This window comes from Anatilimnocola floriformis (genome assembly GCF_024256385.1).
Taxonomy (GTDB): Bacteria; Planctomycetota; Planctomycetia; order Pirellulales; family Pirellulaceae; genus Anatilimnocola; species Anatilimnocola floriformis.
The window spans coordinates 4,613,807-4,636,026 of record NZ_JAMLFW010000001.1 but is presented as its reverse complement, the minus strand read 5'-3'; the positions used below and the strand labels follow the sequence as shown (position 1 = coordinate 4,636,026).

The following is a 22,220-nucleotide window of genomic DNA, read 5'->3' as shown; positions in this document are numbered from 1 at the left end:
CGGCGTTGGCGAATTGCCGGATCAGAGTGATCATTTCTGCTACGAAGCCTGCGACTTCGGCCGTACAGGTTTTGCGCCGATGGCGATGAGAAAGCGATCCATCAATGCCTGAACTTCGATGAGAAATTGAGCCTGTGCGCGAGGACTCAACTCTGCAAATAGAACATTCCGCTCGCGCGAAACAGACTCGACAGGATCGAACTGTCTGCATGCCTGGAAATACTCCTCGGTATCCCAGACTGCGGCACCGAAGCCGCTAGGTGTTGAAAGCGTGGAAACAAACGCTTTGCCTATATCGGCGTCGTCGATGCCTTCATACGGTTCGGCGTAAAAGGCATCTCCGACGAGAAAGACTTCGTGGACGAGACCTGCTTCCGACAACGATCGAATTTGCGAGTTGAGGTCGCTGACGACTGCCTGAGATTGATCGAGGCTCTGTCGAAGTCTCAGGCCGTGCCCCTGCAGCTTTGAAAGCTGAGAGTGCGGTGAATCACTTGATTTCAAAGTTTGCTCCTAAATGATGCTCTCGAAATAGTAAGGCGTCCCAAGTAGATATGACGCGAAACGCCTCGGAATTAAGGTTGGCGAGTTCGAGGCAAAGGATGCTTTCGAAGCTCATTCAGGAAGCTTGAACTGGCGATTTGGAAATCTCTCCGATAACTTGCCTTGCAACGCTGCTCGCTCAACATCGTGTTTGTCCAACCGCCCAAGCAGAGCTAGGAACGCCGATACCGCTGGATCATTAGCGGGTAACGCATTGGCAGCCAAAGCGGCGTCTGAGACCGCTATGACTTCGTGCGCTGGTCGATTGAGATCAGCATCCGTTGCTTTTGATCGCGCTGCTATAATCGCATCGCGCAATTGGATGACGTCGTTACGTTGCCGATTGAAAAGACTGACGGCATCGACCGCGACACCGCCTCCATCAGTTGCCCGAATCTCGTTCACGCCATTCGTCAGATACTTCTCAGCGCTAAGGATGTACTCACCAAACGTCTGCTCGACTGAAGGCTCTGGAAATGACTGCTCCAGAATTGCGAGCTTTACGATTTGCTCGTTCCAGAACCGTTCGGTATTTCCGGTGAGTTGCACATTGACTTGCTGCGGTCTCGCATTGCCAGGTCGATTCGCTGGCTTTTGAAACTCCCCTTTCAAGGCCGCAATCACAATGCCAGCAATGATGATTCCGATCCAATTCCTTCCGCCGTTTCCACCAGTTGCGGTGGGTTGCGGAGCGGCGGTCGTCGCAGTTGATACTGTTTCTGGCTCCGCGGATTTTGTAGCCGAAGTGGCGGGTTGAACCCACCAAGCGTAAATCGAAAATAGAATCGCAATCCCAGCAGTACCGACCATCGCGACACCAATTGCACCCCACAGTAGCTGACTTCGCACTAGCCAATCGACTAGTCCGACTACTGCCAATCCGACAATAACGTGCGTCCATCGCGACGGTTGCGCCGAATCTCCGCAAACTAACCCCGCCAGCCCTCTCATCAGTAGGCTGACTGTGCAGAAACCGACGACCACGGGCAAGTTCGCGATCCAGTTTCGATCCGCCGTTGTGACAAGCACGAGGGCAAAAAGAAGCGCGCTTACTGTTGCAAAGTTTCGGCAAAGGGTTGCGAACCACTGCCGAGCGAGGCCGGGAGTGGCACAAGACTGGCATAGTGAAGCTTCGTTGCCAATTGGTTTTCCGCACTCTTTGCAGACCGTGGACGCCGTGGAATGCACCATGTTCGAGTTCAAGCTGACCTCCAGTTTTCAATTGTAGACTATAGTACACAGACATTCCCAGCGAGTGCTACTAGGCTCGCAGCATGCTGGGGGATGAACTGAGAAAAGCTCGAAAGGCCGCGGGGGTCACGCAAGAACAACTTGCGTTTGACGCCGAAATCGACCGCACCTACGTGAGCCAGTTAGAAAATGACAAGAAGTCGCCGACCATCGACGTCTTCTTCAGAATTTGCGACGCTCTGGGCATCTCGGCTTCAACACTGATCGCCAGCATTGAAGTCCGTCGGCGAACGAAGAAGGCCGGGAAAAACTAGGACTGCCGAGCTTCGACGCGATGCGCGTTCACGTATTGATTCGGCATAGAAGGACATCCTTGAAGGAACCGAACGCGGTCGCTTGATTAGCTGCAGTCCACAAGCAAATTCGCCAACTTTGTGACATACGGAAGCATCAGTTCCTGAACTGAATAAGACGCATCTCCAAAGGACACAAAATCAGGTTCTTCGTCGTCGCAAACATCCAGTGTTTCTTCAGCAGCTGGACTTCGCAGCGATACACTGATTCCACCCGGAACCCTAAAAGCCAGCTTCGGCGCTCGATTACCTTCAGCGCAACTTTGACTGTCAAGTCTAATGTCGTGTTCCAAGGTGTGAAGCGAAACCGTCGATGCAAGTTCTATGACCTTGCCCAAGTTCGTATTCAGTTCAGCGACAATCTTTCTAGCTATTTCGAGCTTCTTCGGCTGGCTCAGATTTGCCCATTCAAGTCGAGCTACAAGCTGTTTCAGCTGCACGATACGCCCCCCTTTTTTTAGGAAGAATGCGAGGATTAGTCAGCAGTCTCAGGGCTCCCACCGATAAGTCGATCTTCACAGTGATATGCCGCGATTTCCGTCGGAATTAAGGTGTACTCCGCTCTTCGCTCGAGCCAGGTACACACAAACTGATGCACCCGACACGAACCTAACTTATTTCACGGAGTTTTGCACCGGGCATGGGACCGTTCGCGACTTCGGCGTGTCGGACCGAAGCGGGTAGTTGTCGGTTGAAAACGCAGGCACTTGAAGTCGAGGGCCCGGTAACGGGTGGGGAATTTCCTCCGACTGTCAGAAGCGATGAGCCAAATCGTCAAACCAACGTTGCCCAAACAGTACTGCTTCTCAAACGCTGACTGCCGAGTCGCTGCAGACTAGCCAGTCGCTTCTGCTCGATCGCCAAGGCGACTTCTTCGAGGCGCTTAATTTCACACACGCTACATACCAATCAACGCCGATGTTGATTCAACGAATCCGGGATGCTGCCAAATCCTGTGCTTCTGGTATCAACTTACCCATAGAGCTGCAGCAGATGGTGTCGCCCATGTTTAATTTCTTAAGTTCTTGGCTTCAGTCGGCGACAACCAACCTCCAAGGCCCGAGCCGAAAGCAGAAAAAAGAACGACGTCAGCTGCTAGCGAAACCGACGCGCCATTCGCTCCGCACGCAGTTGCGATTGGAATCGCTCGAAGAACGATCGATGATGGCGATCACGGCGGCCGACACGGGCACGGAGTTGCTCATCACTACCGACCTTTCCGGCAGCGAGCTGACGGTGTCCGCGTCGAGCGGCACGTTGACGCTGACCAGCACGACTCACCAAATCAATGGCAACCCCTTTTCTAGCGGCATTTCGACGGCCACGTTCAACTTGGCCGACTTCGACAGAGTGACTGTCCTCCCGGGTGCAGTCGACGCTAATATCTTCAACTCGGTCACCATCGTGGGCAGCGCCGCCTTTGCCAACGAAGACATTTACGCTGGTGGGGCTAATGTCGATGTAACGGGCGGACCTCTCAGCGTCAATGGATTAAGGCTTAGCAGCCAACAACTAGGCGCGCCGATCGACATCGATCAGCCGATCACCTCCACCGGCCCGGTGTATCTTCACCCCTACTCGGGCGATGTCGTTCTGCGAGCACCCATCAATGCCCCCGGCCAAACGGTGTCGTTGATGGCCGGCTATCTGCAAACGAATCTATTCACCGTTTCGCAAACCTCTACAGCTGTGATCACTGCCGACTCGGTTTATGCGGAAGCGGGAGCGGGCGTTTCGCTGAATGCTGACAACCAGGTTTCAGAGATCGCCGGCAAAGTGAATGCGTACGGATTTCTCGTCTCTTCGCCGACCGACGTCGTCGGCGATTTCAGTTTCAAGTCGGTCAATGATTTGACGGTTTCGACGTTGGCCACAGGTAGACCTGCGGCAGCAAATGTTGCGGGTGTCACGACCACCAATGGCAACGTCACCCTATCGTCGGCAGCGGGAGGGACCATCACCGTCAACGAAGCAGTGACCGCCGGCGGAACGGAGAAACTGCTGTCACTGTATGCCGATGTCTTCGATCTCGATGCCTCGAAGGCCCTCACTGGTGAAAGCGTTCTGCTGCAGACTCTCGGCGCTGGAGTGAATCTGACGCTGGGAGCCCCTGGGCTGACAAACACTGAACTCAACGCGATCGCCGCGACCAATCTGACCGTCGCCGCCAGCGGCACGATCACCGTTTCGGGCGCGACGACGCTCGGTGACGATGCGTCTCAGCTGATCGCGCTGCGCGCCGCAGCTGTGAATGTCGCCAACACCATTTCCGGCAACAGCACGACGGGAACGCTGCGTTTCGAAACCAATTCGCTGGCGCTCAACGGCGCGCTTACTCAATCGGTTTCAGCGCCGGCTGTCGAAATCGCGGCGACGAGCAATATCGCCTTCGATAACACGTTCAATTTTGGTGGGCTGGATTTCACGTCGAATGAACTGGCTGCAATCGACGAAACCACGGTAAACACGCTGCGGTTCATCACGACCGGCGACATCTCGTTCACCGGCGCAACGACGAACTTTGAGAACGGTTTCATAAAGCTCGCGGGTGGGAGCGTTGCCCTGCAGGCTGGAGGCACGATCTCGACCAGTTCGGGCGGAGCCGTTCGCGCTGCGAACCTGTCCGCCGCGGGCGGTTCGGTCGCTCTCAATAGCACAAGTAACGTCATTGGCACGCTCGCTGGCCGAACTTCGACGGGCGACTTCGAGGTGGTCAGCAGCACCGCGCTGACGATCGGTACGGTCGACGTGGGAACTCGGGGCATTGGCGCCGCAGGGATTACTGCCAGTGGGCTGACTGCCGCGGTCGAGCTCACCGCGAACGGCACGGTGACGCAAACTGCGACCGGCGGCATTACCGCGCCGGGCCTGGCAGTGGATGCCGCCGGCAGCATCAATTTGACGACGGGCGTAAACAGCGTCGGCACCGTGGCCATGACCAGCGGTGGCGCGAGCATCTCGTTCCTGAATGACTCGACGAACTCGCTCAAGGTGGGAACGGTAGGCGGAATCATCGGCATCACCGCAACCGCGGGAACTGCGAATCTCACGCTCGAAACTGGGGGTGCACTGAGCATCGAGCAGGCGATTCAAACGACTGCCGGCGGGCGACTCAACACCGTGCTCCTCACCACGCCTAACGATTTGACGCAAACCGCGAGCGGCACGATCGCGGCCGCCGCTCTCGGTGTTTCCGCAACGGGAAGAATCGAACTCGATAGCGCGACGAACAACGTCTCGACGTTCGCCGCTACGACGCAGACCAACTTTGGTGTGTATCTGAAGAACGACTCGGGCGGCACATTGACGATTGGCACGGTCAACGGGATCTCTGGAATCACCTCGACTTCGACCACGACGCTCGTCGGCATCAACACAGCCGATGATCTCGTAGTGAATCAGTCGATCGCGTCAACGAACGGCTCGCTGTTTCACGTTGGCCTGGCCTCGACCGATGGCAGTGTGTCGCAGGCCGCGACTGGCACGATCCAGGCCACAGCGCTCACGGTGATTGCTGAATCCGATATTCAGCTGGACCAGGCAAATAGCGTGAGCCTATTCCAAGCTCACACCGATGCGGAAGGCGCGATTGAATTCAATAACAGTTCGTCATCGCTCCAGGTCTCTTCGGCCTCGCTGCGCAATGTTGGCAGTGTCAGCGGCATCACTTCGGATAGCGCGGACACGACTGTCGAACTTACGAATACTGGCAACCTTGTTGTCAGCTATTTCATTCAACAGACTGGCGGCGGGCGACTGGACTCGGTTGCCCTGACATCGGCCAATGGCGACGTGTCACAACTCTACTTCTCACCAACCATTCCAGGCAAAATCGAAGCTGACGCGCTGAGCGTGCAAGCGCAAGCGAACATCACGCTCGACACGAGCTCCAACAATGTCTTGACCGTTGCGATGGATAACGATGCTGCCGGGGACATCAAGTTCAAGAATGACTCTGGCGCGACGCTCGTCATTGGCGAAGTCGGCACGCTGAGCGGCATCACCTCCGATGTCGCTGCCACGACCGTATCGGTGACGACTGCCGGTTACCTCACGGTGAGTAAGTCGATCCAGACAGCCAGTGGCGGAGCGTTGGCGTCGGTATCGTTAACGGCGACAACTGGCGACGTCGGGCAAGATTCCGGCACGTTGATTAGCGGCACGACTGTCGCATTGACAGCGGGTGTCAACATTGGGCTCGATGGCAAGCTAAGTGTCGGCGTCGGAGATGCAACCCTCACCGCCGACGGCGCGGTCATCTTGCGTGGAGAGCTCGAACTGACGCTCACCGCAGCTAACGACTACAGCGCAGTGGATGTGATCGCCAACTCGGTCGATCTGACGGAGTCGGACCTGACGATTACGGGAGCCTACGTACCGACCGTCGGCGACACCTTTACGATCGTCACGTCGACGAGTCGCAATGGCACCTTCGTTGATCTGGACAACAACGATGAACTCACGCTGAACGCCGAAAAGTTGCGGATCAACTACTCCACCACCGACGTGACTCTATCGGCGATTGGCGAGCCCCCAGTCGTTGATCCGGCAGGCCCGTTCACGATTCCGGAATACACCGCGGTTGCGACGCTCATTGGTACCGTGACCGCGACCGATCCCGATGCGAACACCACCTTCACCTGGTCGATCACGGCAGGTAACACCGGCGGTGCTTTTGCGATCAACAATGCCGGCCAGATCACGGTTGCGGATGCGAGCGGACTCGTGTTCACTACCAATCCGACGTTCACGTTGACGGTGCAAGTCAGCGATGGCTTCAATACCGATACCGGATCGGTCACGATTAACCTCACGAACGTTGCAGACTACGACTTCGGCGATGCTCCCGCCACTTATGGCGTGGCGCAGCACTATGAAGGTGACAACGGTAGCGGACCGCTGCTCGGAACTCGCGATTTCGAAACCGCGAGCCAGCCGAATGCCACCGCGACCGGTGATGACGCCAACGGCACTGATGACGAAGACGGCGTGACGTTTAGCTCGACCACTCTGCAGCCGCGAGTGAAGACCAATATCACCCTCAATGCGACGGCGGCGGGCATTGTCGATGCCTGGATCGACTTCAATCGCAACGGCGTGTTCGACGTTGCCGAGAAGATCGCCAATGGTTTGATGGTCACGCCAGGGCTGAACACGCTCACAGTAGCCATCCCCGATGATGCAGTCACGGGTACGACCTACGCTCGCTTCCGCATCAGCACCACGGGTTCTACGCTGCCAACCGGTCTCGCCGACGACGGTGAAGTGGAAGATTATCAACTCACGATCCAGAATTTCGCCCAAGGGACGGCGGTGCTGATCGACGATGCCGACAATCCCGGCCCGACCAATCCCGATGTGCTCGTGATCACGGGACGCGATAACGTCAACGATGCGATCGTGGTCCGTGTTACGTCGCCGGGCATGATCACCGTCTACATGAATCCGGGTATTGGCGCAATCGGCACCTTCTCGCTGGCGTCGATCAGCCGCATGGTGATCGCGGGGCGGTCGGGTAACGACTCGATCGTCGTGGAATCGACCACGGCAAAGCCGATCAATACTCCGACGACCATCTATGGTGATGCCGGCAACGATACGATCTCTGGCGGCAGCGGCCCAGACACGATCATCGGTGGCGATGGTACCGACGTCATGGCGGGTAACGCCGGCGACGATATTTTCATCGGCGGCGCGGGGAACGATACCATCTCCGGCGGAGCAGGCTTCGACAGAATCGTCGAACAGCCGGGCGGCGCGAATATTTCGAGCACTACCGTGCGAGTCGGTACGTCCGCCGATGCCTACACGCAGATCGAACGGATCGAGCTCACGGGCACTTCGGGGTTCGACTACTTCGTATTCAACAACCTGGCAGTCAACGTGCTGATCGATGGTGCGGGTGGCAGCGATGCAGTGGCGTACACCGGCGACGGCAACTTTGTGCTGACGGACTCGCTCCTCACACGCACGTCGGGCTCGGTGACCTCCACGGTAACGATGACCGGCATTGCCAGCGCGACCCTGACAGGCGGTGCCGCGAACAACAAGTTCACGGTGAGCGGCTGGACGCGGGCCCTGGCAGTGAACGGCGGCGCTGGCACCGACACGATCGAAGATGTCGGCAGCGACAACTACACGCTCACCCCGACACAGTTGCAGCGCCCTGCCAAGCCGACGGTGCAGCTCAATGCGATTGAAAATGCGATTCTGACTTCCGTCGCGGGAGCGGTCGACAGCAAATTCACGATCGATAACTGGGCCGGAACTGCGACCCTCACGGCTGGCGCGGGGACCGACACCTTGGCAGTGACGGACAACGCCACCACGATGACCCTGAACAACACGACTCTAACGCGAGCTGGCCGTGGCGCGATCTCGTTCAACGGTTTTGAAGCCGCGGACCTAACAGGCGGAGCCGGCGCCAACGTGATCAACGCCTCGGCCTACGCCGGCAAACTGCAAATCGACGGCAAGGGTGGCAACGACACGCTGACCAGCGGCTCCGGCACTGCGATTCTCTTCGGCGGCGAAGGGAACGACACGCTGATCGCCGGCAGCGGTCCTGCCGTTCTCGTCGGTGGCAATGGCAACGACACGCTGAAGGTTGGCGGCACGCCACCAGGCGGCGCTAACGCTGGCCACGCGATCTTGATTGGTGGCGCTGGCGTCGACAATCTCACTGGCGGCGCGGGGCAGGATCTGCTCATCGACAGCTCGACCGACTTCGACTCGATCGCCGCCGACCTGGCCAACCTGTTGGCTCACTGGACGGGAGCCGGAACGTATGCGGCCCGGACATCGCAACTGGCCATGGATCTCGACGGCGCACTCAATCCCGATGGCGTGTCGGACACACTGAACGGCGGTGCTGGGGCTCTCGATTTCTTCTTCGCCAGCCTCTCGGGCGCCGCTACGGTTAAGGACAAGCTCCCGGATATCAACAAACCAGGCGCGGAAATCGCAATCACTAACGTCTAAGGTCGGAATGCTTGATGGAAGCGCCAACCGGTTCGGTCACATCGTCCTCCGTCACTCTGACTCGGCGAATGATAGTCGGCAGCAAGGACAAAGCCCTGCTGGCCGACGGTCAGGGGGCGTGCGTCATACCGGTTGATGTTGCTGACTGCGTTCACGAGAAAGGCCACCCAATCCAGTCGCACTGTATCACGTGCTTCAGTCACATCGTCATCCGTCACTTTGACTCGGAGAACGGGCTTCGACAGCAAGGACACTGACCTTCTTGGCCCTTCATCCGGGAGTGAAAGGCGGAAGGCTGCGGAATGGTCATGATGGCCTTGAACGCCAATGGTGCTCGATGGGCATAGTGACGTTAAGTAATGCCGCCAACCAAGGCTCTTCGGTACCCGACTCGATATCGAGCTTCGCCTTGATTCCAGCTAGTTGACAAAGCTCCTCGAAGCGGGCGTTCGGCCGCGCTCCTCCGCCAAGGAAAACCGGATCTTCCGGACGGACCTGCAGTGGCAAGAGAGTTCTAATGTTGGAATGAACCGCGCGATTCATCGGGCGATGAAAGGTCTTCCCCGTCTTCACACGCTTGTAGAACAGCCAACCCCACGGCGATTGCTGTTTGACGTCTCGGTCAGGAGACTGCTTCTCCCAACAGACGTGGCGCCAGAGAATCGGCTCATGGGAAGAAGTGGATTTCCAAATGGTTCCGGTGTCGAGACCGTAGTTGTAGAAAAACACGAGGGCGCACCGCCAATACCGTCCGACTGGATGCGGCTCCGACCACCCGCGCGGCCGCTTCATCTGATAAGTCGTAAAGTAGAGTGCGATTAATTCGGCCTTAGTGAGATAGTGTCGGCCCGCAACGTCTCGCTGTTCCTTCGGCTTGGGGAAACGCGTCAGCGAGTCGAGCAGGTCCTGGTCCCATGCCCCCACGCCATGATGGCTCGCAAGTGCACCCGCGCCTTGTTGACAATCCGGCCAGGATTTGAACCATCTTCGGCGACGGCGCGAGAGTGGACCCAGTCCAGAAAATCCCTGATTTCCTTCCGCCCCAGTGTAGTTCCCGAAATCTGCCCAAGAATCGGAGCAAACACCAGGATCGCACGGGACTTTGCACCAGTGGCCCGCGTTTGCAAAGTATTGGTGGTGCGAGAAGTTGGCCGACCCACGAGAAAACACCCGCACGCGGCAAACCTGCGGCGTCAGAGGCAAACCTACCGCGTCGACGAAACCCTATTCATTTCCGTGTTTCAGAGGGGTTTCGTCGACAGGCCTACCCGTTGAACGCAAAATCCCCCCGATCCGTCTTCTTGAACCGCGATTCCTTCCCCTTCACCGAGATCTCGCGGATGATCGCGCTGTAGAGCGTGGCGTGGGGCGTCTTGCCGCCGGGACTCGACCAGAGTCCCTTCGTTGTCATCGCTTCGATCATCGCCTTCGCGTTCATGGGCTGCTCGCTGGATTCGAGAACCTGGGCCGCGGCGTCGAGGGCGGATAGCTTTACCTTCTTCGCCGGCTTCGCGGACCTTTCCTTGGCGGCTCGCTTGGACTTCGCCACCTTTGGTTCCTTGCACTTCGAGCAGTAAGTCTCGGTGCCTTCCTCAGTCCATTCGTGCGAGCCACCCTTGGGGCATTCGCCGGGCTTGGGCGTTGCCACAGGCGGCGCGGTCTTCTTCGGCGCGGCCTTCTTCGTGCTCTTCTTGGTAGCGGTCTTCGAGCTGGTTTTCTTGGACATCGTTCGTTCCTTGGTTCGGGATGGATCGGCTGCCATCATCAGGCCCGGCGAACCACCGCCGAGCGACGCCCACGTGGGCGTTTCGGCTTAGAACCCGAGTTCATCCATGGTTCGGTTGAAGGTCTCCACGCCGATTATGTCGAGCAGCGTGTCTCGGAACCAAAGGACTTGCTCGATCGCCTGCTCACCCTCGGGCGTCGTAGTCGGGATCGAGCCCGCTGGTTGCAGCGCCATCACCACTGCGGCTACGCCCTCCGGCGAAAGGTTGTCGCGAATGACCTTCTCGAACGCCTTCTGATTGACCGCCCCGCTCTTTCGTTCGCTGCTCATGGTTCGTGCTCCGTGTTTGGTAATCCGTCCTGCGGACAGACACACATGAGCCATGACTTCGGAAGAACATCAAGCGCTGTTTTGGGAATCAGGGAAAGAATTGTTGAGATGTTCCCAACTATTAAAGCACGATCGACGTTTGAGCCAGGAATTTCGTGTGACCATCCATGTCACCGGTTTCGCGTGCGTCGGGAAGATTTGATGAAGTTGCGCCCCAAGGATTACAAATAATTGAATGGCAGGACGGCTTTCGATATGTTGCCCACCGCTGTAGCCCTTCAACTGCGTTCGCCTTTCGCTCTCTAGAACTTGCCCTCGGGAGAAAAACATGTCGCGTCTGATGTTCCAGTTTGTTTTCACCTCGCTCTTGTACGCCACGCCGTTCGCCGCTCAATCGGCGTGGGCCTTTGACGACAACGGTCATATCGCAGTCGCTAAAGTTGCCGACAAATATTTGACGGACACAGCGCGCCAGAAGCTTCAGCAACTCATCGATCAGAAGCATATCTACGATCGCAGCATTTGCATGTTCGCTGATAGCTACAAGCACACGACGGCCGGCAAGCACACTCGTTCGTGGCACTATGTCGACATCCCTGACGATGCCGCCGACTACAAGGCCAGTCGTGATTGCATCAACAAGGACTGCGTCGTCGCACAGATTTCAGAGCAGTTGGCCATACTCAAGAGCTCAAATGCGCCGCAGGCCAAGAAGGTGATGGCACTAAAGCTCCTGGTCCACTTCGTGGGCGACATTCACCAACCCCTGCATTGCGCCGAGCGAAACAACGATGTCGGCGGCAACGAGGTTCATGTCCGCTTTTTGGATCGCCAGGGAATTACGAACTTGCACTCGGTGTGGGACGGCGCGATCCTCGACGAAAACATGCAGGAGTTGGATCCTGAAGAATACGCTGCCGAAATTCAAACTCGGATCACCGCTCAGCAGAAGACGGATTGGGAACAGATCACAGATCCCGCCGCTTGGGCCAACGAGGGACACAATCTGGCTCACGATGTCGCTTACAAAGACATTCCGGACCACTCGCCGACACCATTCGTGATTAATGAAGCCTACGTCACTGCGGCGAAGCCGGTAATCGAGAGCCAGATCCAGAAAGCAGGAGTTCGGTTGGCCAAGCTTCTGAACGAAGCGCTCCAATAAACCACTGAGATCGTCATCTCACCCGGCATTCCGTAGCCGAATGCCGGCGCGTCTGGGCACTAAATCCGCTCTTGAATTAACACTGGCATCTTGTCGGCTCTGGTCATCACGCGGAAATAATGGCTCGCTGGCTCGACAATCACGTAGCCGCCGTGAGCTCCCGACGTTCGACGATGAGCCCCTGGACGCCTTCTCGAATGCGGTACCAGATTCCATTTTGCAGGCCCAGCACGGCAGGGACTGTGACCGCGTCAGCGCAGTAGTTCACCCACTCTCCGGACTCGACTGTCGTAAGCCAAGTCAGGCCAGACTTCGGCAGAAGCCCGCTGCGGCAGCCCCAGGGGACAACTCGGTACTGACCGTCACACCACACCGGCAACAGCGGCAACTTGCTGCGGCGCAGGAAGCGTATTTCGCGTTCACCGCCTCGCTCGTGCATGCGGTGCGATAGCCGATGCTGTTCAATCAGCTCTGCCGGCAACAGCGACCAGGGAATAGCTAAGCCGTCCATTAAAAGCACGTCTTGCCTTGCACATCGCAAATTCCGTAACCGTTAGATACGTCCGCGTATATCTCGGTAAGTGGCAACGTGGCGGCGCTACGCAGCGCGAACCGCCCATGGCGTTGATTCACCTCCGCTTTAAGTTGTCGCAACTTGTCGTCGCGCACCTGTGGCGGATCGAACAGACTCAATTGCCGTTTTCCGGGGTACTGCAGCTTGCCAGCGAAGAAATGCATTCGGTACAGCTTGGCCCCGCGGAGCTGCACCTGACTCCAAAGAACCCGCGTTGCAGCAATTAACAGATCAAATCGGACCGTGGGCACCGTCAGCGTCGTTTCGGCTGACGATGCGAAAGTACCCGCTTTACACTGTTGTCGGACGGGCGGTGTATTCGAAACTCGGATTGTTTGACACCCCGTAAGTGCCAGCGGATAATCCCGGGTTGCCACTTAAATCTGACTGTTCCTGGCGGCCGAAATGTGTACCTCGCTAAAGTCCACCCTCCTGCTCGTCCTCTGCCTTGTCGCATGGTGGTCTGCTCAGTCTATTGCGCAAGATCCGAAGCTGACCGCTGAGGTGAATTCTGCGAGGGATGCTCTGAGAATGCATCCCAAGTTTCAAAAGTTCTACGAGCATCTCACGGCGAATCCTGACACATTGCCAGTAAATGGGCCGAAATTGGCATCGCTCTTGGCAGCAGAAGCCAAAACGAGCGCGGCGATCAAAGATCACACTCCTTCGCTACTGGCTACGTGGCAGGAAACAGTCCGCCTAGCCGCAGCAGGCAATGATTACAAAACTGCTCTGCCGGCGCTCGAATCTTTGCAGAAACATTCGAGCGGTATGCTGGGGGCCGCACCGGCGAGAAAGGCGAAAGCAAAAATCCTGGCTGCCGTAGCTGAAGCAAACGCTGCCAAGCCCACGCCCGGAGAACGTGAGGTATTGGCAGAACTCGTCCGCAGCCTGCTCAAAGAATTGATAGTGGCCAACGACGATGACGCGCTGCCGCTGCTATTGGCGGCCGATAATAAGCTCTCCTGGTCAGCGGCCGAAAGCGTCAACTCCATCCAGTTGTTACTCCCACTCGCTGAACAAGCAGCTAATTCCAACCAGACAAATCTCGCCAAGCTCGTGTTTGATCACCTGGACGGACTTATTCTCAAAACGGCTGCTGGAAAGAGTCGCAAGGACTTTGCCGATGCACTCGTCACTGCTCGTGAGCGATTGACGATCGCCGAGAGCGCTCACCAAGCGCAACAAACCTTGGCTACTAAACCGCTCGATCCCATTGCCAACCAAGCCTACGGCAACTACCTCCTGACTTGCGGAAGGGTACGCGAGAGTTTGACCTACCTCGCCCTCGGTAGTGATCCCGAGAAGAAGAAGCTCGCCGCGCAGAGTATCGAAGTCAAAACGGCCGGCGAAAAAGTCACGCTTGCTGATCGTTGGCTCGTGACCGATGCTGCCTCGGGCAAGCAACTCGCCCGACTGCTGTTCGAAGAAGCCCTTGCAGACGAGGCATTCGTCGGCATTCCTCGCGCGGCGGTAGAAGAAAAGTTGAAAAGTCTCGGTCCCGCACCGCTGCCAAGACTAAGCATTGATGATCCAACCAAAAAGGCGTTGCCGCTGAACGAATGGGTCGACCTGATTCCGCTCGTGGACTTTGATAAGGACGTAGCACGCGGTTTTTGGAAAAAGGGCCCGCAAAATACGATCGTAATCGCCGACAAAACCGAACTACCGAAGCTCCGTCTGCCAGTACTGCTTGCCAATTGCAGTTACGACTTGATCGTCGAGTTCAAGCTCGCGGAAGCAAATAAAGACATTTATCTAATCCTCCCCGTTGCTGACCGCTGGGTTCAGCTGCGCGTCGATTGTTTTGACAACAATGAGTCCTGCGTGTTCGAGGGTATTTCTAGCGGTCCGCAGGTTAGGCGAAACTTGCTGCACTCCAATCATAGCTACCGATACGAAGTCAACGTTCGTATCCAACTCGATCAGGCACAGATCAACTTCTTGTTGAATGGTGAAAAAATCATTGAATACAAGGGACCCGTGGCGAACATTGAACGCCGGGAGTCACTCATCGGGACAACCTCGCAACCGGGACTGGCCACTTTTCTTGACCAGGCCTTATTTTCCAAATGCCAGGTTCGCAGCGTCGAAGGGAAAGCCTCCATCGGCCGCGATGCGCCGCTGGTCAAGCCCATCCCCGCAAGCGTGCTTGCGCTTAAACCGACTCGGCTTACTGGCCTAAGACCACTCTCTGCGAACGCGCATAACAATTTGCTAGGCGTCTCGAGCTTTCCGAAAGGTTTCCGGGGGCACATCCCAACAATTGGCGGATCGGACTGCACCGATTTTCTATTTGCTCACGCTCCGTCCAAACTGACCTATGCGATTCCGGCGAAAGCCAAATATTTCACGGCAATCGCCTACGGTGCCTGCAACGCCCAGGTAAAATTTATCGTGAAGGCCGATAATCGCGTGCTCTTCACGAGCGAGCGTAAGCCGTTAGACACGGTTTGCGTTGAGCTTCCCGCTGACGCCAAAGTCCTCGAACTCGAATGCGATGAGCTAGGCGAGATTTTCGCAGATCACAGCTCTTGGTGCTACGCAGCATTTCGATAGCAGTCTGAAGATGCCCGGTCTGTAGTGGCCAGGCAATCGAAATCCGAGCCATAGTCCAATCCACACGTTGTCGTCGCATCCGCGGTTGAAACTGCTAGACACTCCGCGACAATCGCAACCAAGGCCTCTGCTAACGAGAATGCCACGTATGTGTGGACACATCGACTAGGCGATCTCTGTTCCGAGGGCAACTGCTCGCTCGGCTGCATCGTGCAAACCTTGGAGCCACAAAATGTGGCGAAATAAATTTTCAACTCGATTTAACGGCTACTACTTTAACAAAGTAAGATCATTTCGCACCAACTCGCGGATTTAAAACACACCTTTCACCGCATCTGTATACAATGCAGGTGCGAACAGGCCGAATGGCCTTTCTTAACTGCCCTCGGAAATTATTTCTGATCGAGGGCTCTTAGTTTTTACCCGTCCGTCGTCGGCGGTGCATCGCGGGCCATCATGCCCTTCGGAGGCGTTGAATCGAAGTAGTTGCAGGTCTAAGGGAGTGGAAAGCATGAGCGCGCAAATTGGTGACAGAGTCCGTGTTCGATACACGCACATGCACGATGCTCGGGAAAACGATCCCCGATCGACGAAGCCAAAAGTTTTGGAGTTCATCGTTGGCAGCGTGCATCTGCTGCCAGGCCTCAGCCAGTGTGTACTTGGGATGCATCCTGGAGAGCAAAAATGTGTAACGTTGCCACCTGCGGAAGCATACGGTGAAGTGCAGACTCAGCTAATTCGGAAAATATCGCGTCGCAGTCTCCACACGAAGACGCCACCGATCCGAGGCATGTTGCTGACTCAACGAAGTCCTGACTTAGTAGCCGGCCGCAGAGTACGCATCGTTGAACTCCTGGCCTGTTCAGTTCTCGTGAATGGTAACCATCCGCGCGCCGGGCGCTCCGTGAATCTCGCGATCTACCTTGTTTCCATTGGCTCTTCTGCGGAGTCGAACTTGTCGGAACCGCTGATGGAACTAGGTGGTGAATCCTGATCTCGAATTTTCCGAACAAACACTCCCACGCAACCGGCTTTGGTTTCTCAAATGGGTACCGATGTGTTTCAAACTCTCTCGCATGCCAGGCAAAATTTCGGATTGGCGCGGATGGACGATTTCGAGTCGGAAGCGACGTGGGATTTTGGTGGCAGCGATTCTGTGGTGCTGAAATTTGTGGAGGACAAATTAACGTCGGCTAAACGCGATCAACTCCGCCGGTTCCGGGCCGGCAAGCCGCCAATCACTCTGCAACTCGCCGAAGGCCTCAGACGCAAGGCAAGCATTGTCGGGTACGGTTCACGCGACAACACTTTTTACCTGACTTGGGAGTAACTGTCGTGCTTTAATCGCCGGCTGCACTGGCCTATTCGAATGCCGCAATCTCAGCAAACACGAAACGAGAAACTGTCCAATGACCCAGCTAACCAGTCAAAATCGGCTTAACCTTCTCTCGGTATACATGACTGACTTGGAGTTAGAGGTCGATCGGCTTCGCAAACAGTTGCAACAAATCTGTTTGGAAGGAGCGGAAATTTGTAGCGGCGAGACTACCGCTGGGGCAGCAGACAATAGCCGTGAGAGATTGAGGACTTTGATCGAAGATATCCGGGAAGAAGTTCAATCTCCTTTAGCTCTCGATCGAACCGCACCGATCATGCTACGAAAGTTAATTGAAAGCGTGTTTCGCTGGCAGCAGCGGCTGGAGAATCGCCCTCAAGCCAGCCTCTCATTGACGCTGAGCTGCGAAAACGTGAATTGGTTCCCGGTGAGGTTGCGGCACATTCTGCAAAATCTGATCGCGAATGCTCTGCGGTACGGCGATCCTGAAAAAGGTGAAAGCCGGGTCAACGTGGAATTCAAATCTATACCCGGCGGCCATCAACTGCGGATTAGCGACAACGGTCTTGGCATGCCCGACTCTCAGTGGACACAGTTGCTCGAACCGATGTACCGCGCTTCCGCCAAACATAGCCCAAAACTGGGCGTGGGGCTCGCGATTGTCAAACACCTCGTCGAGCAGAGCGGTGGCGAAGTGACCGTGGATTCAGGCGAGGGCATGGGAAGCTGTTTCGTCATTACTTTGCCTGCATTCGACAAAGGTGACTTTTTGGAATGAGCTGAATTCGATTCCTCGTCAGCGTTTTGTTCAACTTCAGTTCACAATGTGAATGCACGACAAAGGTCAAGAATGAGCATATTTCTCTGGCTGCTAATTGGAATGTTAAATGGCTCGTTCGCCCGCGCGGTGATGCCGGGGCCTACCGCCGGAGGATTCCCAGTGGCCATCGCCATCGGCGTCCTTGGCGCGTTGGTTGGAGGTGCCTTTGGTGTCGCCTTCGCAGCCGCTAGCTGGTCTCAGGTCGAACCGTGCTCCATCTTGTTTGCATTGCTGGGAAGCCTAGCCTTTTTACTGTTTTATCGAGCTTATGCACTGCGATTAACTGACTAACCTTCCCGGAACAGCAGGTCAGTGTGGTAGGCCACAACCTTTCAAACACCGTGTGACCAGGCCTTGTCCGGCTAAGTAGCGTGCTTTGCGTTTCTTGGTTGGCTATTTTGAGCGAAATCCGAAAGGGCAAACGATGTCGAGTGATGCGCGCGAAAACTATCGGAGCGTATTCGGTGTTTATCCAAACGAACCCAAGCAGGCAAAGATCGAGCCCTTAGATACTCAGCGTGCCCTCGATTTCGCAGTCGCCATGGAAGGCGCTGCGAACAACCTCGCAGCAGTCTGGCAGAAGTCGCGCCAGACTGGCATTTCGGCTCATTCTCAAGAGCTGTTAGCGCAGATCCAAAAGTTATTGGCGTTGTTGCGTGAGGAAATTGCGAACACAAACTCAGGTGGACACTCAAATGGATCGTAGTCGTAAAGCGTCACGCGCAGGGAACGAAATCACTCTGCAGTATCAGACTGCGGCTGAATATCTGATGATAGAGGAACTGACCGAAGATCGACTGCTTCACCTGCAGGCATTGATCGAGGAGTTAAAACTCACACCCGCAGGAGCGGAGCTACTGCAGCGCCGTGTGAAGTTGTTTGGTGAATGTCATCAGTCGCAGGGTGAATTGATCGGCAGTTACCACCACAGACTAACGCAATGGTTTCAGCGAGACATGCCTGCTTCCAAGTCACCGCTGCATCCGCCGAGACAGATCACGTGAATTTGTGCTGCCACACGGACCAATTTCGGTTTTCAGATCAGGCACAAGCAGGAAACAAAATTGCGTACCAACGACAAAATGCCCGCACATGCGAACGTGGGGCATCGGGTGGACCTTCATGTGGCCATCAACCGCCAGACCTGCGAATCGCAGCGAGTTATTTTTGCAACTCGGCGCTGCGGACAAACTCACCGGGACTCGTCCACAATTCGCTCAACGTCAATGATTCACCTGCTCGTAGCACGCGCTGCCTGCTGAGCGAGATTGTCTGGTGACTGCAAAAGAAAGTTGCAGTCCCCTTTCCCAGTACAGTGGCGTGATCGCCGCGCAGCACGAGCGCAGTCTGCTCGTCGACGCCGATACCTTGGTGCTGTGGATAGCGCTCGAGCATTCGCAACATTCGCGGCATGCGTTCGCGTTCGGTAAAGTGGCAATCAACAATCGAGTTTTCGCAAAGCGAGAAGCCAAGTGCGACCCGGAGGGAATGTTCATTTTCGTCGCTGACCATGACGCGCGAGAGAATGGACGCACCTGATGAGGTACCGGCGACAACGCCTCCGCGCCGGATAACGCCGCGGAGCTCGGTGGTTACTGGCGTACCGCCGTAGATGTCGGCCAAATGGTTCTGATCGCCTCCGCCAATCCACACACCGGTCGCCCGCTGCAATGGCCGCGAAAATTCTTCGGTTGCCGCCTCTTCGCGGCTTCGTGTATGCAAGAACGAAAACGACTGCTGAGGACATTGAGTCCAGGCTGAATAATAATCGTCTTTGTCGGCGATTGCTTCGAAGCGTTGCGTAGCCGTCGGAATGTGAATCAGATGGGCTTGTGAGCCCCCTGCCAATTCAAAGAAAGCGGTATACACCTCGGCCGGCGTCGAGTTGCCGCCGATGATAATTAGGGCGCCAGACGGTTCGCTGCCGAGGTCATCCGGCAGTGTCGCTGAGGCAGCCGATGCACCCCACGACAAGCTCATCACGACGAAGCTTAAGATCCGACCAATTTGTAAAGTGCCTATGCGAGGATCCTTTTTGCTGCTGCCGAATGCGTTATCCGGCCGTGTTAGACCGACCAACAGCCGAGGCAACCAAGCAAGACAGATCCGGCCAAGGTGCAGCGGGAATCCCTTGGTCGCAGCAATGAGATGGCAGCACAATCCCAATACGGGAGCGGCGACTTGAACCTGCAATCGTTTTTAATCGCTTGCGACAAATCCCACCTCGCCACTCGAATCAAGTAGCCTGGAGATCACGTATGCTCGCCGGTTCCTTTAATTTTGGGGTAGTTATGAATGACGCGATGATTCACTTTTGGGGAATTCCTACCGAGATAATGCGTTCAAGCGTCACCCCCGCGTACCTGGTTCGTGCCTCAAAGATTTCGGCGACATGCTCGCTGCCGCCATCTATTTTCGTTGATGGCTCTTGGATAAAAGTAGCAATCGAGTCGTTAACGGCTTATGAAAAAAGCCTCGGGCCTGTGACTCGGCATGAGTGACGCGCGAGGTCCTTCGAGCAATACCGGACAGAGATATTCGACCTCAGTGTCGGCAACGCTGTTCGCGAGGTGCTCGTCTCTTTTTCGTCGAGGTTAATTCCAAGCGAGGTGCATGCTGGCAGACGCCCTAGCACTCGAAGCCGCGAGTCAATAACAAGTCCGCCAAGCATAAACCGGTGAGCGGCGAACGCCTCATGGAACGAGGTCTTTTTCAGCCGCCCACGTTTCTTCAGACGATTGAGCAACTGGTTAGCCGCGTAGATGGCCTGCCACGGTTCACACGGCGACGATTGGCGGGTATGGTCAGGTGATCCACTTATAAAGATGGGTAGCACTTTGTCCGATGTTAACTGGAATGCTCCAAACACTACCCGCCGGAGAACGTGTGAATACTGTCACTCACGCCGCCGGATGCATTCTGAGCATTGTGGGCTCCGGCGTGCTCATGGCTCGCGCCGTTGAGACACACGAACCTGGCGAATTGCAGGGTGCGCCATCTTTTCGGCAGCCCTGGTGGCTGTTTACGCCGTCTCCACTCTTTCGCACGCCATTGCTCAGCCCCAACGTCGGCGGCTCTTTAGAATTCTCGATCAGGGCTTGATCTACCTGCTAATTGTGGCGAGCTACACCCCGTGGTCGTTGGCATACCTGCGTACGCCTTTCTGGTGGGGATTCTTGGCAGTCATGTGGTCGCTGGCGATTGTGGGCGCTGTGTCGAAGTTGGTGCTCGCCCACCGTATCGATTCAGCCACCATCTGGTCGTACTTGCTGCTTGGCTGGTTAGCTCTGATACCGATGGTAGCCCTCCTTCCTTCTCTTCCCTTGGCCGCTGCGGGAACGGTTTTCGCCGGTGGAATTTGTTATAGCGCGGGAACCATTTTTCATCGCTGGGATAATCGTGAATACCACAGTCACGGCATCTGGCACGTCGCCGTAATCGGCGGAAGTCTCTGCCATTGGTACGGAGTCTTGGTGTACATCGCGGGGAGCCGACCGTAGCTCGCGAGAAGACAATCAGCCGCTTCGGTCTCATCGACATCAGTTGTCGTACCGATTTCTTTTTGCGAAAAAACGTGAAGCCGCCGAGAATCCTCGGCGGCTTGAAATGTGAATTACGCTTCCCCGGCTGCTTGAAGCTAGGATTGCTTCTTCCACACGCGGACCTTGCCATCGTGATTCAGAATTAACTTGTTGCCAGCAGCTTGCACGGTCATCGGGCCTTCGCCCCAAGTTTGCTGCTGAGCAAGTGAAAGTGTCTTGTTGTCGTTGGTCTGGCGGTATCGGCGATTGCCTGCTTTAACTTTTTCGCCCAAGTGGGCCAGCGGTTTGTCCATGTCCCATTCGCCATTGGCCGACATGCCATACTTGTACATGTCGTAGTTACCTTTGGCACCGAAGACATAGCGGTAGAGAATGGGTTTGCCGTCTTCGCTCGTTTCTTCGTGATAGGTGCTATTGGCAACCGAGGGAATTTCCAATGAAGCGGGTGCCGGGAGTGAAGGAACGGGCGCGGGAACAGGAGCGGAATTAGCACGATTCCAGACTCGAATTCCCCCTCCCTCGCTGTTGGTGAGTGTGGCCGAGCCATCGCGAGCGATCACCACGCTGTAAGTTCCGTCTTGAAGCAGCAACTTGCCATTGAGCCAACTAGCCCGTTGCTCGAGCGTTTTCACTTTGCCACCCCCGTCGGTATAGCCAAACTTGTGCGCGCCATCGGCTCCGATCTTGTGATAGAGCTTGCCGGAGTCGTGATTTTCGATCCAAACGCCGCAAAGCCGCTCCGGGATGGGAGTGGTCGGAACTGGAGCGGGCGCCACATCGTCAAAGTCGGGCCCCACAATTATTGGCCCACCGTTGTTTGGCGCAAAATCACCCGGTGGTAAACAGCCGCCACCAATGAGTTGAGCGATTCGAGCCGCCGTCTCGGCATCGACATTGAATTGAATGGATTGGGCCGATGCCTGCGTGGCAAACAAGCCACCGACAATGACAAGTGCGGCGGACTTCAGGGCGGAGGGGATCGAGATCTTCACGAATAGGTTCCTTACAGTAGGCGTTTTTCTCAGCAACCGTTGTTGAGACATCCTTAGCCCGTAATCGAAGCCAACAACCCGCCAACAATTTTCAAAAAACAATTCTCG

At 56.1% G+C, this 22,220-nt stretch carries 21 protein-coding genes and 1 other RNA gene; 11 read left to right on the top strand and 11 right to left on the bottom strand.

Translation table 11 applies throughout. The features are described from left to right. Positions 1-39: 39 nt before the first annotated feature. Both M9Q49_RS18040 and M9Q49_RS18035 read right to left on the bottom strand, forming a co-directional pair. Positions 40-504, bottom strand: a complete 465-nt coding sequence (locus M9Q49_RS18040) for a hypothetical protein (RefSeq protein WP_254510220.1) — start codon at positions 502-504, stop codon at positions 40-42. A gap of 111 nt (positions 505-615) precedes the next feature. Next, positions 616-1,353: a hypothetical protein gene (locus M9Q49_RS18035; protein ID WP_254510219.1), complete on the bottom strand. Its 738-nt coding sequence runs from the start codon at positions 1,351-1,353 to the stop codon at positions 616-618. Between the two features lie 464 nt (positions 1,354-1,817). Here M9Q49_RS18035 and M9Q49_RS18030 point away from each other — a divergent pair, with 464 nt between their 5' ends. Further along, the gene (locus M9Q49_RS18030; protein ID WP_254510218.1) at positions 1,818-2,048 is read left to right on the top strand and encodes a helix-turn-helix domain-containing protein; all 231 of its coding nucleotides are present in this window, start codon (positions 1,818-1,820) and stop codon (positions 2,046-2,048) included. Between the two features lie 86 nt (positions 2,049-2,134). Here the strand turns inward: M9Q49_RS18030 and M9Q49_RS18025 are convergent, their stop codons facing one another. Beyond that, positions 2,135-2,527, bottom strand: coding sequence for a hypothetical protein (locus tag M9Q49_RS18025; protein WP_254510217.1), 393 nt, complete (start codon positions 2,525-2,527; stop codon positions 2,135-2,137). Positions 2,528-3,092: 565 nt separating this feature from the next. On the opposite strand from M9Q49_RS18025, the gene M9Q49_RS18020 reads away from it, so the two are divergent. Further along, a complete protein-coding gene (locus M9Q49_RS18020) occupies positions 3,093-9,068 on the top strand; it encodes a beta strand repeat-containing protein (RefSeq protein ID WP_254510216.1) in 5,976 nt (1,991 codons plus the stop codon). A gap of 306 nt (positions 9,069-9,374) precedes the next feature. Here the strand turns inward: M9Q49_RS18020 and M9Q49_RS18015 are convergent, their stop codons facing one another. From M9Q49_RS18015 to M9Q49_RS18000, 4 genes are all read right to left on the bottom strand, one after another. Beyond that, the gene (locus M9Q49_RS18015; protein WP_254510215.1) at positions 9,375-9,797 is read right to left on the bottom strand and encodes a hypothetical protein; all 423 of its coding nucleotides are present in this window, start codon (positions 9,795-9,797) and stop codon (positions 9,375-9,377) included. 535 nt (positions 9,798-10,332) lie between these two features. Further along, a complete protein-coding gene (locus M9Q49_RS18010; RefSeq protein WP_254510214.1) occupies positions 10,333-10,794 on the bottom strand; it encodes a winged helix-turn-helix domain-containing protein in 462 nt (153 codons plus the stop codon). 23 nt (positions 10,795-10,817) lie between these two features. Further along, positions 10,818-10,882: hammerhead ribozyme type II (locus tag M9Q49_RS18005), an RNA gene on the bottom strand. Next, positions 10,882-11,124: a hypothetical protein gene (locus tag M9Q49_RS18000; protein WP_254510213.1), complete on the bottom strand. Its 243-nt coding sequence runs from the start codon at positions 11,122-11,124 to the stop codon at positions 10,882-10,884. Before M9Q49_RS18000 ends, M9Q49_RS18005 begins: the two co-directional genes overlap by 1 nt. Before the next feature lie 328 nt (positions 11,125-11,452). On the opposite strand from M9Q49_RS18000, the gene M9Q49_RS17995 reads away from it, so the two are divergent. Further along, the gene (locus tag M9Q49_RS17995; protein ID WP_254510212.1) at positions 11,453-12,289 is read left to right on the top strand and encodes a S1/P1 nuclease; all 837 of its coding nucleotides are present in this window, start codon (positions 11,453-11,455) and stop codon (positions 12,287-12,289) included. A 139-nt stretch (positions 12,290-12,428) separates the two neighbouring features. Here M9Q49_RS17995 and M9Q49_RS17990 read toward each other — a convergent pair whose 3' ends face one another. Then, a complete protein-coding gene (locus M9Q49_RS17990; protein WP_254510211.1) occupies positions 12,429-12,800 on the bottom strand; it encodes a hypothetical protein in 372 nt (123 codons plus the stop codon). Continuing rightward, positions 12,800-13,027: a hypothetical protein gene (locus M9Q49_RS17985; RefSeq protein ID WP_254510210.1), complete on the bottom strand. Its 228-nt coding sequence runs from the start codon at positions 13,025-13,027 to the stop codon at positions 12,800-12,802. The genes M9Q49_RS17990 and M9Q49_RS17985 overlap by 1 nt, the downstream gene beginning before the upstream one ends. A gap of 241 nt (positions 13,028-13,268) precedes the next feature. Here M9Q49_RS17985 and M9Q49_RS17980 point away from each other — a divergent pair, with 241 nt between their 5' ends. From M9Q49_RS17980 to M9Q49_RS17955, 7 genes are all read left to right on the top strand, one after another. After that, entirely contained in the window at positions 13,269-15,422 is a 2,154-nt protein-coding gene (locus tag M9Q49_RS17980) for an NPCBM/NEW2 domain-containing protein (RefSeq protein WP_254510209.1), read from the top strand. 511 nt (positions 15,423-15,933) lie between these two features. Next, positions 15,934-16,416 carry an FKBP-type peptidyl-prolyl cis-trans isomerase gene (locus M9Q49_RS36115; RefSeq protein WP_390844298.1) on the top strand — a complete coding sequence of 161 codons (483 nt, stop codon included), beginning with the start codon at positions 15,934-15,936 and terminating at the stop codon, positions 16,414-16,416. 111 nt (positions 16,417-16,527) lie between these two features. Then, complete coding sequence (locus tag M9Q49_RS17975) at positions 16,528-16,752, top strand: hypothetical protein (RefSeq protein WP_254510208.1); 225 nt, start codon at positions 16,528-16,530, stop codon at positions 16,750-16,752. 79 nt (positions 16,753-16,831) lie between these two features. Beyond that, on the top strand, positions 16,832-17,536 hold the full coding sequence (locus tag M9Q49_RS17970; protein ID WP_254510207.1) for a sensor histidine kinase: 705 nt from the start codon (positions 16,832-16,834) through the stop codon (positions 17,534-17,536). Between the two features lie 162 nt (positions 17,537-17,698). After that, on the top strand, positions 17,699-17,869 hold the full coding sequence (locus M9Q49_RS17965; RefSeq protein ID WP_254510206.1) for a hypothetical protein: 171 nt from the start codon (positions 17,699-17,701) through the stop codon (positions 17,867-17,869). 133 nt (positions 17,870-18,002) lie between these two features. Further along, entirely contained in the window at positions 18,003-18,284 is a 282-nt protein-coding gene (locus tag M9Q49_RS17960; RefSeq protein ID WP_254510205.1) for a hypothetical protein, read from the top strand. Further along, positions 18,274-18,582, top strand: coding sequence for a hypothetical protein (locus M9Q49_RS17955; RefSeq protein WP_254510204.1), 309 nt, complete (start codon positions 18,274-18,276; stop codon positions 18,580-18,582). The genes M9Q49_RS17960 and M9Q49_RS17955 overlap by 11 nt, the downstream gene beginning before the upstream one ends. Before the next feature lie 157 nt (positions 18,583-18,739). On the opposite strand, the gene M9Q49_RS17950 is transcribed toward M9Q49_RS17955, so the two are convergent. Continuing rightward, positions 18,740-19,771: a cyanophycinase gene (locus tag M9Q49_RS17950; protein ID WP_254510203.1), complete on the bottom strand. Its 1,032-nt coding sequence runs from the start codon at positions 19,769-19,771 to the stop codon at positions 18,740-18,742. A 788-nt stretch (positions 19,772-20,559) separates the two neighbouring features. Between M9Q49_RS17950 and trhA the strand changes: the two genes are divergently transcribed. Then, the gene (gene trhA / locus M9Q49_RS17945) at positions 20,560-21,078 is read left to right on the top strand and encodes a PAQR family membrane homeostasis protein TrhA (protein WP_315861204.1); all 519 of its coding nucleotides are present in this window, start codon (positions 20,560-20,562) and stop codon (positions 21,076-21,078) included. A 137-nt stretch (positions 21,079-21,215) separates the two neighbouring features. On the opposite strand, the gene M9Q49_RS17940 is transcribed toward trhA, so the two are convergent. Next, positions 21,216-22,112, bottom strand: coding sequence for a hypothetical protein (locus M9Q49_RS17940; RefSeq protein ID WP_254510201.1), 897 nt, complete (start codon positions 22,110-22,112; stop codon positions 21,216-21,218). Positions 22,113-22,220 lie beyond the last annotated feature (108 nt).